Source organism: Embleya scabrispora DSM 41855, from assembly GCF_000372745.1.
Classification (GTDB): Bacteria; Actinomycetota; Actinomycetes; order Streptomycetales; family Streptomycetaceae; genus Embleya; species Embleya scabrispora.
Map to the genome: position 1 here is coordinate 1 of NZ_KB889581.1, position 13065 is coordinate 13065.

13 protein-coding genes and 2 pseudogenes are annotated in these 13065 nt (G+C 69.3%); 11 read left to right on the plus strand and 4 right to left on the minus strand.

Annotated features, from left to right (window positions below; genetic code table 11):
• A partial coding sequence (locus tag A3IC_RS64385) for a transposase (RefSeq protein ID WP_191864071.1) occupies window positions 1–220 on the plus strand: 220 nt, incomplete at its 5' end.
• A gap of 629 nt (window positions 221–849) precedes the next feature.
• On the opposite strand, the gene A3IC_RS0107680 is transcribed toward A3IC_RS64385, so the two are convergent.
• Window positions 850–1485 (minus strand): TetR/AcrR family transcriptional regulator, encoded by a 636-nt coding sequence (locus A3IC_RS0107680; RefSeq protein ID WP_020549483.1) that lies wholly within the window; start codon window positions 1483–1485, stop codon window positions 850–852.
• Between the two features lie 61 nt (window positions 1486–1546).
• Here A3IC_RS0107680 and A3IC_RS0107685 point away from each other — a divergent pair, with 61 nt between their 5' ends.
• Complete coding sequence (locus tag A3IC_RS0107685) at window positions 1547–2425, plus strand: ketopantoate reductase family protein (RefSeq protein ID WP_020549484.1); 879 nt, start codon at window positions 1547–1549, stop codon at window positions 2423–2425.
• A gap of 598 nt (window positions 2426–3023) precedes the next feature.
• Here the strand turns inward: A3IC_RS0107685 and A3IC_RS53055 are convergent.
• On the minus strand, window positions 3024–3626 hold the full coding sequence (locus tag A3IC_RS53055) for a pentapeptide repeat-containing protein (protein WP_079026305.1): 603 nt from the start codon (window positions 3624–3626) through the stop codon (window positions 3024–3026).
• A gap of 56 nt (window positions 3627–3682) precedes the next feature.
• On the opposite strand from A3IC_RS53055, the gene A3IC_RS72955 reads away from it, so the two are divergent.
• The 7 genes and pseudogenes from A3IC_RS72955 (at window position 3683) to A3IC_RS53070 (ending at window position 9186) form a co-directional block, all read left to right on the plus strand.
• Window positions 3683–4075: an HNH endonuclease gene (locus A3IC_RS72955; RefSeq protein WP_342666711.1), complete on the plus strand. Its 393-nt coding sequence runs from the start codon at window positions 3683–3685 to the stop codon at window positions 4073–4075.
• Between the two features lie 109 nt (window positions 4076–4184).
• Window positions 4185–4338: pseudogene (locus tag A3IC_RS69665) on the plus strand (IS5 family transposase); the annotation flags it as partial.
• Between the two features lie 536 nt (window positions 4339–4874).
• The gene (locus tag A3IC_RS0107700) at window positions 4875–5075 is read left to right on the plus strand and encodes a hypothetical protein (protein ID WP_020549486.1); all 201 of its coding nucleotides are present in this window, start codon (window positions 4875–4877) and stop codon (window positions 5073–5075) included.
• The gene (locus A3IC_RS53060) at window positions 5068–6033 is read left to right on the plus strand and encodes an MvdC/MvdD family ATP grasp protein (protein ID WP_020549487.1); all 966 of its coding nucleotides are present in this window, start codon (window positions 5068–5070) and stop codon (window positions 6031–6033) included. The genes A3IC_RS0107700 and A3IC_RS53060 overlap by 8 nt, the downstream gene beginning before the upstream one ends.
• Window positions 6030–7073, plus strand: a complete 1044-nt coding sequence (locus tag A3IC_RS61925; RefSeq protein ID WP_020549488.1) for a serine/threonine-protein kinase — start codon at window positions 6030–6032, stop codon at window positions 7071–7073. The genes A3IC_RS53060 and A3IC_RS61925 overlap by 4 nt, the downstream gene beginning before the upstream one ends.
• A gap of 491 nt (window positions 7074–7564) precedes the next feature.
• Window positions 7565–8017 (plus strand): PAS domain-containing protein, encoded by a 453-nt coding sequence (locus A3IC_RS61930; protein WP_052173255.1) that lies wholly within the window; start codon window positions 7565–7567, stop codon window positions 8015–8017.
• A 17-nt stretch (window positions 8018–8034) separates the two neighbouring features.
• A complete protein-coding gene (locus tag A3IC_RS53070; RefSeq protein WP_052173257.1) occupies window positions 8035–9186 on the plus strand; it encodes a SpoIIE family protein phosphatase in 1152 nt (383 codons plus the stop codon).
• A 114-nt stretch (window positions 9187–9300) separates the two neighbouring features.
• Here A3IC_RS53070 and A3IC_RS0107725 read toward each other — a convergent pair whose 3' ends face one another.
• Together A3IC_RS0107725 and A3IC_RS0107730 are read right to left on the minus strand one after the other, a co-directional pair.
• Window positions 9301–10662 (minus strand): sensor histidine kinase, encoded by a 1362-nt coding sequence (locus A3IC_RS0107725; protein ID WP_245599179.1) that lies wholly within the window; start codon window positions 10660–10662, stop codon window positions 9301–9303.
• Complete coding sequence (locus tag A3IC_RS0107730) at window positions 10659–11312, minus strand: response regulator transcription factor (protein ID WP_026217990.1); 654 nt, start codon at window positions 11310–11312, stop codon at window positions 10659–10661. Before A3IC_RS0107730 ends, A3IC_RS0107725 begins: the two co-directional genes overlap by 4 nt.
• Before the next feature lie 277 nt (window positions 11313–11589).
• Here A3IC_RS0107730 and A3IC_RS61935 point away from each other — a divergent pair, with 277 nt between their 5' ends.
• Together A3IC_RS61935 and A3IC_RS73390 are read left to right on the plus strand one after the other, a co-directional pair.
• A complete protein-coding gene (locus A3IC_RS61935; RefSeq protein ID WP_052173259.1) occupies window positions 11590–12177 on the plus strand; it encodes a hypothetical protein in 588 nt (195 codons plus the stop codon).
• A 697-nt stretch (window positions 12178–12874) separates the two neighbouring features.
• Window positions 12875–13065 (plus strand): annotated as a pseudogene (locus A3IC_RS73390) (peptidoglycan-binding protein); the annotation flags it as partial.

Below are 13065 nucleotides of genomic sequence, written 5' to 3' on the forward strand. Positions count from 1 at the left end.
GCATCGTCCCATGGCCGACCGGCTGGCCACTCCAGAAGGCCGCCGCCTCTACAAACGCCGAGCCGCGCTGGTGGAGCCCGGCTTCGCCCAGCTGTTTCAGCGATTCGGGCGCGACCTCCACTACCGCGGGCGCGACGGTGTCGACACCGAGGTCAAGCTCCTGGGCCTTGTCCACAACCTGAACAAACTGTTCCGGCACACGGCGATTCCAACGTCTTGACAACTACACCGGTGAAGTTGTGCGACAGCCTCCGGCCCGCCCGGCGGCCGCACCGAAACCGTCCCGGCCAGGGCCGGGACGGCCCGCCGGCTCGAAGAACAGACACCGGGCCAGGCGCCACAACGTCGGCAGGACGGCCGACCTGGCCGGCGAGTACAGCGTCGGCCGCTCCACCATCCACCGCATCATCCATCGCGCCGCCCCAGACACCGACACGCCCACACCCTGACCACGTTCAACGTCACCGTTGAAAAAACGATCACTACGGCACAGGAGGAGCATTGAGCACAGGCTCCGAACCCGGCCAGCAGCAAGCCGCCGCGCCACCGGCCACCCACACCGTCCCGCTCCGCGCTGACGGCTGGCCCGACTGGCACGGCCGCCGCCCCATGAGCGCAGCCGACCGCGACAAGATTCGCCATGCCCTCGCCGAAGGCCCGCCCGCCGGGCCCTTCACCGACCCCGGCCCGTTCCTGTGCTATCTCACCATCGACGGCCTCAAAGGCCCCCACACCCCGTCGCCCCGACGGCTTCCCCAACGCCACCAACTACGCCGCCTTGGTCAACGCGGGCTCGCCTTGGCCGGCCTCCAGTGTCCTGTCTGTGACCCACGGTGCAAAGTCCCAGACCTACCGAGGGGCCCGGGTCGGTGGTGCGCTCATTGCTGCCGTCAGAAACGTGATCGCCCAGTGGCGGGCCTCCTCCCCCGCCGTCACCGTCGGGCAGGCGGGGGAGGGCCGGTGGTAGACCTCGACGCGGTCCACGGCCGTCACGGCGAAGATCCCCCGCATCCGGAACAACAGCTCCTGTGGGGCAAGGCCGGGCAGTGCGCGCGCGAAAGCCGCCAGGTAGCGCTCACGGACCGTGTCCTCGTCCGGGCCGGTCCAGCTGCGCGCCTCCTCGGCCGGGTCGCTGAGGATCGTCACGATCAGCTGGGACGTCCGGGCTCCGCTCTCACTGCCGGCGGGCATCTCGTCGAAGAGCGGCCCTGCGAATGCTTCCACCAGTTCGGCGACCGGCGGGTCCGGAGTCCGGGCGAGCAGTTCGTCGAGCCCGGCGCTCTGGGCGGCGGTGATGGGCTCGATCACGCGGCGGGCGACCGCGGCCAGGAGTTCCGCCTTCGAGCCGAAGTGATAGCCGACGGCGGCCAGGTTCGCTCCGGCGAGGTCGGTGACCGCGCGGACCGAGGTGCCGCGGTAGCCGTGCTCGGCGAAGAGGTGTTCGGCCGCGTCGAGGATCTTGGTCCGGGTATCGGGTAGCGCCATGTGCCGTACTATACAGACGTTCGATTGAAACGAACGTTTGACTCATGTGGAAGAGGCTGTCATGAAACTGCTCGTTTACGGCGCCGGGGTCTGCGGCAGCCTGTTCTCCGCCCGCTTGTATGAGGCCGGGTTCGACGTCTCGCTCCTCGCCCGGGGCGAGCGTCTGGCCTGCCTGCGCCGGCACGGCGTGCAGCTCGCCGAGGAAGACAGCCCTGCCGTCAGGCGGGTACCGGTACCAGTGGTCGAGCACCCGGCGGGCGGGTACGACCTGACCGCCGTCCTCGTGCGCACCCATCAGGTCGACGCGGTGCTGGAGTCGCTCGCCGGCCTCGAAGGCGACGTGCTGTTCCTGCACAACTGGGCGGCCGGCGCGGAGCCGCTGGGCGAGGCGATCGGCCACGAGCGAGTACTGCTCGGCTTCCCCCCGGCACTGGCCGGCGGCACGATGGACGGGGACGTGGTCCGCTACCGCGCGACCAACTTCATGACCAGCCGGGTCCCGATGCCGATCGGCGAACCCGACGGCCGGACCACCCCGCGACTGGAACGGATCGTCCGTGAGTTCCGCACCGCCGGGATCAACGCCAAGGCCGAGCCGCGGATGGATGCCTGGCTCAAGACACACGCCGCGTTCGCGGTGCCACTCGGGCAGGCGGTGCACGCGGCGGGCGGCCCGGTGGCGCTGGCCGACGACCCCGACGCGGTCCGCGGCATGCTCCACCTCATGCGGCAGAACCTGGCCGCCATGCCGACGTCGCCGGTCCCCCGCACGTTCGCTGCACTGCAGACCCTGCCGGAAGGGCTGCTCACGGCCCTGCTGCGGCGCTTCCTGCGCAGCCCGACGGCCGTACACAGCGGGCTCAGCGACGCCTCCCCGGCAACGGTCGCCGAACTCGGACGGCTGGCCGAACAGATGCGCGCCCATGCGAAGGTCCGGTAGACCAGCGGCAGCAGCTCCTCGGCCGCACCGCAGCCGAGTGCGGTCCGGGGACTTCCACCGGACCTCCGGCACCCTTGCTCCCGGTCGACGACTGGCGAACCGACACCTCGGACACCCCGCACGCACAGCACTTCGAGCGCAGCTGCCGCACTCTGTCGCTGTCGGTAACGACCGTTAACCGACAAGATCAATCTCAGCGCCAACGGCTGTCCGCCAGTCAACCCCGGACTTCGGAGCACGTGAAGCGTGTACCGGCCAGGCGCGAGCCGCACCCGGAACCGTCCGCCGGAACCGGTATGAACGACCGCCGCGATACCCGGCCACCCCCACCGCGTCACGACCGCTGAGATCGCAACATGCCCGTGAGGGCAGACCTCACCCATACGAACGACCGGGCAGGTCGGGCCGACGGTGGACTCACCCGCCATCCCGCTGCCTTCAGCCGCAAGGTAGGACCAGGCGGCTTCACAGGCACCGATGACAACCACCCCCAAGAACACACCTGAGGTGACCTTCAGAGCTTTACGCATGCCGGTTCGACGGAAGACAACGGATTACCGGTTCCGGCGATCGCGTGTGCTGGAGCGACGCCTTGCCGCTAATTCTCGGCTGAATAGTCCCGAGACCCGTCCCTGAAGCTTGCGGCCCCTTGGGGGACCGCGATGTCGGCGAAGCGTGCCCCGGTGAACCGGGCGTCCGCGAACGTCGCCTTGTCGAACGTGGCGGCGGCAGTGAACTCGGCGCCGACGAATGCCGCATCCGCGAAGGTGGCAGCGCTTCTGAAGTGCGTGTTGGAGAACACCGCGTCGCCGGCGAACCGCGTTCCGCCGAAGTCGACCGGACCATTGAATGCGGTATCCGCGAATGTCGTGTCGTCGAACGTAGCCCTGTCGAACGATGCGGTGCGCGTGAATATGGTGTGCTCGAATGCGGTTTCGCCATCGAACGAGGCGTCTTGGAACCAGGCGCCTTCGGTGAACATCACACGCGTGAACTTGGCGTGGGTACGGAACTCCGTGCGGTCGAAACCGGCGTGGCCATCGAAGCGCGCGTCCTCAAACCACGCGACGTGCCCGAACTCCGCGCGTCGAAAGGAAGCCTGGGCAGTGAACACGGCGCGGTTGAATTGGGCAGGCCCAAGGCGGGGGCGGCCGGCGCCCGGGTCCTGCAGGGCGTCCAGCGACTCGTCGAGCAGCCCCATGTCGAAGACGGTGCCGCGATGGTCGACGGCGTTACCGGGGCTGAGGCTCGCCAGGTATGTCGCGCGGTCGTGAGGGACCAAGTGCGCGAGGCACTGCTTCGAGCCCGCATCGAGCGGGAGAACAGGAGGCCACTGGTGGCGAGGTCGGTGGAATTCCACTTCGGCAGCAGCGGTCGGCAAAAGTCGTCGACCGTCGACCTGTCTGGGTGGACTATCCGCACAAGGAGCTGATCACGCGGCTCCTGGCGGATACATGCGAGATCTGCGGACGTATCGGGGACGTCGAAGTGCATCACATCCGCGCTCTCGCCGATCTCGCTCATTCCGGATGGCCATCGTCCGACTGGGCACGCGTCATGCTCGACCGGCGCCGCAAGTCCGTTGTGGCCTGCGTCAGTTGCCATGACCGCATCCATGTCGCACGAACGGCCAAGTCATTCACGTTGTAGTCACTGGAGAGCCGGATGATCGGGAAACCATCGCGTCCGGTTCGGCGGGAGGCCGCGCGGAAAAGGACCCGCCACCAAGCGGGCACCTCGCCGCGCGGCCGACCCAACGGGATGGATCATGCTCCGCCGACGTTGACCCGCGACTCTACGAGACCCTGCCCGCCAGTTCCGAAGCCATGACCCACATCGCCTCGATCGACAACCTCACCAAGCGCATATCGGGCGAGACCACACCATCTGGCAAGGAATCCACTAGAATATAAAGGGCATTTCATCTAGATCAAATGCCCTCTTATACACGAGTGCGTGTTAGCTCCGGATAACTAATTCGGGTAACGTCCTGGTAACCCCTCGCCGCGTAGACCTGCTGTCGCCCACCCCGACTTCGACATCGGGGTGGGCACGACCACAGGCCCTACAACGGGCGAGAGCAGCAGTGATGACGAGGTTCGAGCACACAGGATCGGGACGACCCATGACGCTGCGGTTGGCGGTCGGGGTGGTTCCGGCGAGTGGCCTCGCCTCGACCACGGCCGCATGAGAGGACGACACGTCGGCGACGAACAAGGTGGCCTCGGGCGGCGGCAGCGCCGGCAAAGCCGACAGTCAGTCGAACCGGGCGAGAAGGGCGACGCCTCGACTCGCGAGCAGGTGGTCACGTTCGCGAGCTGCGCACACCGCATGCACGCCCCTCACGCCCTTCCCCGAAACCGTCGCAGACGGTGCGTTCGAACCGCACCACCGCACCACCGCACCCTCCGCGCCCGTCTCGGGCGCGGCTGTACGGAAGGAAGCCACGATGGCCAAGCCCCTGCTCCTGACCCGCCGCGCTCCGGCACCCACGCAGGGCCCACGAGCCCTGCCCCCGTACCGCTACAACCCCCATGCCCAGGTGAACGTCGTCGCGGACGGAACCGCACTGGTCCACGTCGCGGACCCGGCGGCGCTCGCCGACTACACCGGCACCCAGGAGGCCGGCGGCTGGAAGACGGATGACTGACGACGACCCCACCACCGGGGTCGTGGTCGTGGCCGCGGAGACCGACCTCACCGCCGACGCGGTCGTCACCCGACTGGGCGTCCACACCGCAGTCGTGCGCCTGGACCCGGGCCGGCTGCGTAACCGCGTCCACCTCACCGGCCGTTACACGAAAGGCCGTTGGACCACGGTCCTGCGCAGCGGCCCCCACGCGGTGACGCTCGACGAGCGCTGCTCGGTGTACTGGCGCAAACCCACCCCACACCACAGCCGTGCCACCCCCGACGAACGATGGCACGCCGACGAGAACACCACCGCCCTGCTCGGCCTGCTGCGCGCGCAACCGCTGCGCTTATGGTGCAACGACCCCACGACCATGGCATCCGCCCGCCTGCGCCCCGCCCAACTCGCAGCCGCCACCCGGGTCGGCCTCACCGTCCCGGACACCCTGATCACCACCGACGCGACCGCCGCGCGCGCGTTCGTCGCTGAACACCACGACCGAGTCGTCCTCAAGGCCCTCACCCAGCGCCACACCCCGATGGTGCCCACCACCAGGATCCGCCTGGTCGACGACCTCACCGCCGTCGACGGCTGCGCCCACCACCTCCAGGCCCTCGTCGACAAGCGGGCGGACGCCCGGGTGACCGTCGTCGACAACCGCGCGTTCACCGCCTTGATCACCACCCGCGACGGCGACCTCGACTGGCGCGTCATCCCGCACGAGGACACCCGCTACCAAGCCGTCGAAGCGCCCCCGGAGATCGAACGCGCCTGCCTCGCCCACGTCCGCGACCTCGGACTGACCTGTGCCGCAATCGATTTCGCCGTCGACCACGCCGGCCGTTGGTGGTACCTGGAATCGAATCCGGGGGGACAGTTCGGCTTCGTCGAATACGGCGCCGGACTGCCCATCGCGGACGCCGTCGCCCACGTCCTCCTCCACGGACCCGCCCCCCGCCCCAAGGAAACACCGTGACCGACGCGATCACCACCTCGCCGCTCGCCGCCGCGCTCGCCGCCCTCGAAGTCGACGAACCGGCACGGCCGCTGACCGCAAGCCACGAGACCGCGTGGCGCGCCGGCGACTGGAAGATCAAGACCGCCCCTGCGGGAACGCCGCCGGCGATCCGACTCGAACACGAGGCCCACGTGGTGCGCCTGCTCCACACCGCCGGGCTCTACCCCGTCGACAGCGCCCACGGCCGACACGGCAACCACGTGTGGACCGCGATCGGCCGACTGCCCGGCCGAACCCTGTGGCAGGAATACGCCTCCGCCCGCGAAGCCCCCCTCCCACCCGACGGGGCGCAACGCATGCTCGACATCGCCCTCGACGCGTTCACCACCCTGCGCCGCCTGCACACCGCCGGCTGGCGCCACGGGGACATCCAACCCTTCAACATGATCGTCGGCGCAACCGGCAACGTCGCCTTCATCGACTGGGACCGGGCCCACCACCCCGACCTGCTGACCCTGCCCTACCCCTACCGGGGCGGCATGGACCACGGAACCGCCCCCGAGATCGCCCGCGCCCTCGCCGACACCCCACCCGAAACCGCGGTCGTTCTCACCGAGGACGCCGAGACCTACGGCCTCGGCGCCGCGATCCGCTGGGCCTTCACCGGCGAGACCCCGAGCACCACACTGCGCGTGGGCCCCGACGTCAGCCCCGACGTCCTCCTCGACGACATCGCCACCAGCCGCCACCGGCCCACCCTGCGCAATGAACGACCCTGGCCCCACCCCGAGTTGGAAGCCCTCATCGAGAACGCCACCCACCCCGACCCCCGACATCGCGTCGGACCCACACCCGCCACCGACCGACCCCGAACAACACGGCCCCCGGTGGACCCGACACCATCCCCGCGTGAAGGCGTATCCGAGCGCACCGGGCCCGGCACACCGGGTGCCGTCGACGGTCCTTGCGCACGACCACCCGCTTCCCGGGGACGGTCGAGCCGCCCGTGTAACGGCCGAAAACACGTCGATGACGTCGGACCCACGTCGCACAAATAGCCGAATATCGCCCGATGGCACCTGTCTGTCGAAACTCGGACGACTGTCGTATTCCCCAGCCCTATTGGAGAGCACGGTCCTCGCCCACCCGGCGCGACTGCCCGAACCGCCACCGGCGTTGACCGTCCGCAAGCCCACCGGCAGAACCCTCGACGCGTCGCCCGCAGCAGTCCGACCGACCCGACCAACCTCGCCAAAGTCACTGCCCCCGTCACCCGCCGACGATGGCCTCGCCGTCCTCGCCGATGGCCCCGGCGTAGCGGGCCAACCCGGCCACTGTGTGCTGACCCAGCTGCGGCGCGAGCTCGAAGGGCTCCGAACCCGGCGAACCGGACGGCCACCCGCGCGGAACTCCGGCGCGGCCCGCGATCGGATCCGAGGGAGACTTGGGAGGGTGCGACGGGGGCATCGCTGCGTACCACGCCGGAAGGGAACCCGCCCATGAGCAACCATGACGGATCCCCGCAGGCAGGCGCGGCGTCCCCTTCGACATGGCCGACATGGCCGACATGGCGACCGTGCTCGTGGACGGGGCCAAGCTGGTGCTCGGCTGGAGCCCCCAAGCGGAACACATCCTCGGCTATCCCGCACCGGAGACACTGAACCGGCCGATCACCGCCTTTGTCGAGCTCCCCGATGATCCCGACACCACCGGCTCGGTGGACGGCACGGACGGCATGCGAGACCGGGACGCGGAGCCCCCCGCACCCCGGCCCTGGAGCGGACACGTCACGGCGCGTCACCGCGACGGTCGACATCTGGAACTGGCGGTACGAATCTGCCCGCTGGCTCACGCGGGCGACCGCAGCCTGTTCCTGCTGTTCCTGGTCGACCCGCGGAGCACGCCGTGGTGGGGGCTCAGCCAATCGGTGTTGGAACGGATTCCTCACGCATCTGCCCTACGGGGTGGCCGTGCTGGACACGGACCTGCGGTACGTATCTGAACGAGACCCTCGAACGCATGGCGGGCGTGCCCCGCGAGCAAAGACTCGGGCGACGGGTCTCGGACGTGCTGCCGGACCTGGCCCCGGACGTGATGGAGGCCCAGTTGCGGCACACCCTGGAGACCGGCGCGCCGGTGCTCGGATTCGAGTACCGCGGCCACACACCGGCGGAGCCGGACCGCGAACAGATCTATTCGACCTCGTTCTTCCGGCTCGACGACTCCGCGGGGCACGTGCTGGGTGTGGGCTACATGGGCGTGAACATCACCGACAGCAAGCGCGCACAGGAGCGGTTGGCGCTGCTGACCGAGTCCGGGGCCCGCATCGGAAACACCCTGGACATCACCGGGACCGCCGCGGAACTGGTCGAGACGGCGGTCCCCCGGTTCGCCGACTTCGCCTGCGTCGACCTCCTCGAACCCGTCCTGCACGGCCGGGAACCACAGGAAGGACCGATGCCCGGCCTGGCCTCGTTGCGGCGGGTGGCCCATCGATCGATGCGCGAGGGCTGCCCGGAGGCGGCCATCGGCCTGGGTGAGCCGAGCCGCTACGTCACCCCCTCGCCGATGGCCCGCTGCCTGATCGAGGGCAAGGCCGTACTGCAGGACTTCGACGACGACGACGCGGGTTGGCTCGCCGAGGACGTGATCCGCACCGACCGGGCCCGGGAATTCCACCTGCGGTCGCTGATCGTGGTGCCGGTACGGTCCCAGCATCTCTCGCTGGGCGTGGCGCTGTTCGTCAGACGGCGACCGAACGAACGATTCGAGGAGGCGGATCTGCTACTGGCCGAGGAACTCGTCTCCCGGGCGGCGGTATCCCTGGACAACGCCCGCCGGTACACCCGCGAACACAACGCGGCGCTCACCCTGCAACGCAGCCTGCTTCCGCACGCCCTGAACGACACCCCCGCACTCGAGGTCGCCTGCCGCTACCTGCCCGCCGACAACCGTGACGGCGTGGGCGGGGACTGGTACGACGTGATCACGCTGTCCGGAGCCCGGGTCGCCCTGGTAGTCGGCGACGTGGTCGGACACGGCATCAACGCCGCAGCCACGATGGGAAGGCTGCGTACGGCGGTTCGCACACTGGCGATTGCCGACGACTCACGCAGGTCCGGGGCGACAGACGTAGCACCTCACCGGCCCGTCACCGGCCTTGGCCGTTGAGGTCGCCCGTCCGGTGACGACGGCACTGGCTGCAGCTTCGGCATCGATGGTGTCGGCCTTTCCACGGCGTCGGCGAGTGAAATGTCAGACGCCTCGCTTCATGAAAGCGCGAGGCTAACGAACCCGGATCGGTTCAGGATTTGCTCCCGGCTCGGCGCCTTGGGTCGGTTGTCCTGGGTTGGCCTCGAGCGTGGGCAGGGCTATGGCTATGGTGAGGCCGCCGTGGTGGTTGGCGGTGGTGGATATCCGGGCCGCGTGGGCGTGGACTATGGCCTGGACGATGGACAGGCCCAGGCCGGAGCCTTGGGTGGAGCCTGTGCGGTTGGGGCGGAAGCGGCGGAAGGGTTCGTAGAGTTCGGGGATGCGGTCGGCGGGGACGATCGGGCCGGTGTTGCGGACGCACAGGGAGCCGGCCGAGACGTCGACCGTGACGAAGCCGCCCTGGTGGTTGTGGCGGACCGCGTTCTCGATGAGGTTGGTGACCAACTGGCGCAGCAGCAGCGGGTCGCCGGACACCGTGCCCGGGGCGAGGTTCGCGTCGATCCGGACGCCGGCCTGCTCGGCCGCGGGTTGGGTCTGGCGGAGCACGTCGGCGGTCAACTCGTCCAGCGCGACCGGTGTTGCCTGGACGTTGCCGCGTTCGCTCACCGCCAGGTTCAGCAGCCCGTCGATCAGGCGTTCGTTGCGCCGATTCAGCGCCAGCAGCTGTTCGCGCGTCTCGACGATGTCCTGTGGCGAGTGCGGATCGGCCAGGCCGATCTCGATCGCCGTGCGCTGGATCGTGAGCGGGGTGCGCAACTCGTGTGAGGCGTTGGCGACGAACAGGCGCCTGCTGTCGAAGGACTTCTCGAGACGATCGAGCATCCCGTCGAAGGTGTCGGCGAGTCGCTTGAGTTCGTCGTCCGGGCCCGGCATGGCGATCCGCTCGTGCAGGTTGTGTTCGGACAGCCGGCGTGCCGTCGCGGTGATCTTGTGGACCGGGCGCAGTACGCGGCCGGACATCCACCAGCCGACCAGGATCGAGGTCACGGCCAGCAGCAGCAGTGCCGCGATGAGCACGGTCAGCAGTTGACTCATCGTCACGTCCTGGCCGGCGTCGGTGGCCCTCCGGATCACGTCTGGGGGGACTATTGTGCCCTGGGTCTGCGGACCCGGTGCCGGCTGCGTGGGCTGGGCCTGGCTCGCGTATGGGGGGCCGCACTCTTTCGCGCACGTGGGTACGGACGTATCCAGCGTCAGTGTCTTCGCCATCGCAATCGGCAGTTGCCGGGACAGCCGCTGGTCGACGAACCAGTACACGATGCCCAACAGGACCGCGCCGACCACGAGCGACATGCCGCCGTACAGGAGCGCGAGTCGGGCCCGCGCCGACGGCCGGCGAAACAGTGCCCGGGAGAGCGACCTCGCGTTCTCGACCGGGCCGCTCGTCCGGGTTTTCCTGCGCCGGTTTCCACCGGGTACACGCGGGCTGCTCATATCACGTATCCCGAGCCGGACACGGTGCGGATGACCTGTGGGTCGCCGAGTTTGGCGCGCAGCTTGGACATGGTCACCCGTACGGTGTTGGAGAACGGGTCGATGTTCTCGTCCCATACCCGCTCCAACAGTTCCTCGGCGCTGACCACCGCGCCGTCGGCCGCCATCAGGGTCGCGAGCACCGCGAACTCCTTGTGCGCGAGCCGGATGTACTCGCCGTTCCGGGTGACCTGACGCCGGGCGCTGTCCAGCACGATGCCGTGCTTCTCCAGCACCGGCGGTACCGCCGGTGTGGCCCGGCGGGCCAGGGCCTGTACGCGGGCCAGCAATTCGGCGAACTCGAACGNCTTGGGCAGGTAGTCGTCCGCGCCCAGGCGCAGTCCCGCGACCCGTTCGGTGACCGTGCCGGCGGCGGTCAGCATCAGGATCCGGGTACGCATGCGACCCGCCACGACAGCCCGGCAGACGTCGTCGCCGTGTGTGCCGGGCAGGTCACGGTCCAGGATCAGAACGTCGTAGTCGTTGATCGCGAGCCGCTCCAGTGCGCTGTCGCCGTCGTAGACGACGTCCACGGCGATTGCCGCCCGGCGCAGTCCTCGGGCGATCAGGTCGGCCAGTAGTTCCTCGTCCTCGGTCACCAGAACTCGCAAGGTCTCGTCGCTCCGCTTCGGTCCGGGAGAGGTTGGAAGGCGTGGGGGTCGAACCGGGAAGGTGTGGGGGCGAACGGCGAATGGTCCGGGTTGGCGGACTTTGAACCGCCAACACCTCCTGTTTATACGCGAGTTCGTGTTACCTCGGGATAACCGTTTCGGGTAACGGCCGGGCAACCCGCGGCCGCGTAGACCTGTCGTCGCACCCTTCGCCGTCACGGCGGTGACGGCGAAGGGTGCGACAGGACCGACGATGGGACTACAAGTGGGAGCGACGATGACGACGAGGTTTGGGCGCGCGGGATCGGGTCGGCCCCTGGCGCTGCGGTTGGCGGTCGGGGTGATCGTGGCCGGTGGCCTCGCCTTGACCACGGTCGGTTGCGGCGACGACGGCGGCTCGACGAAGAGCAAGGTGGCCTCGGGCGGCGGCAGTGGCGGCGCGAAGTCCGAGAACAGCGGCGGCGGTTCCGGCTCGGGCAAGGGTGACGACGCCGCGCGCCGTGACCAGATGGTCAAATTCGCGAGCTGTATGCGTGAGCACGGCATCGACATGCCCGACCCGGAGCCCGGCGAGGGCGGCGCGATGCGGATCGGGGGAATGGCCGCGGACGAGGCCTCGTCGAAGACCGAGGAAGCCATGAAGGCGTGCGAGAAGTTCCAACCCAAGAGCGACTTCGACCCCAACGACCCCAAGTTCAAGGAATGGCAGGCCAAGCACACCAGTTGCCTGCGCGAGAACGGCGTGAACGTGGGCGACGCCGGCGCCGGCGGCGCGATGGTCACCCTCGACGCGAGCGACGAGAAGGTCAAGAAGGCGATGGATGTGTGCAACAAGAAGGTTCCGCCGCTGACGACGAAGAAGTAGGGGCGGCATCGTGGTTCCGATCTACGCTCACGAGGAGGAGTCCGCGCCGGCCCCGGCCGAGCCGGACCGCACGGCGCAGCCGCGTAAGTGCCGGCGGCGCCGGCGCGGACGGGCCATCGCCGCCGCCCTGGTGCTGGCCTCCGCAGGCGGCGCCGCGGCCGTCCTGCTCTCCGACGGCGGCAACGGCTCCGACGCCTCCGCGAACCGCACGAAACTGGACGCGGTCCCGGTGACCCGNGCGGACCTGGTCGACCGGCAGAACGTGGACGGCAAACTCGGATACGCGGGCACGTACTCCGTGAACGCGGCGGCGCCCGGGCCGGACAAGGAAACCCCGCCCCCGAGCGGCGGGAACAAGCCGCAGGGCGGCGGCACCCCGCCGCCGTCGCAGGGCCCGGGCGGCGGCAACCAGCCCCAGGGTTCGGGTGGAGGGTCCGGTTCGGGCGGCGGGTCCGGTCAGGGTGGTACGCCGCCCGACACCGGGAACAACGCGGGTTCCGGCACCATCACCTGGCTCCCGGGCGTCGGCGACACACTGGCGCGTGGTGATCGCGTGTACGGCCGTGACGGGACGAAGGTGCCGCTGTTCTACGGCGAGACGCCGTTTTGGCGGGCACTGTATGTCGGAGTCGAGAAAGGCGTGGACGTACGCGAGTTGGAGCAGAATCTGCAGGCCCTGGGCTACGGCGGGTTCACCGTGGACGAGAAGTTCACCGACACGACCGCCGCCGCGGTGAAGAAGTGGCAGAAGGACATGGGCCACAAGCAGACCGGTCGATTCGATGCCGGTGACGCGGTTCTGCTGCCCGACTCGGTGCGAGTCAGCGAGGTCACCGCGGTTCTCGGCTCGGCCTCGCAGGGGTCGCTGCTCAAGGCGAGCGGCACCGG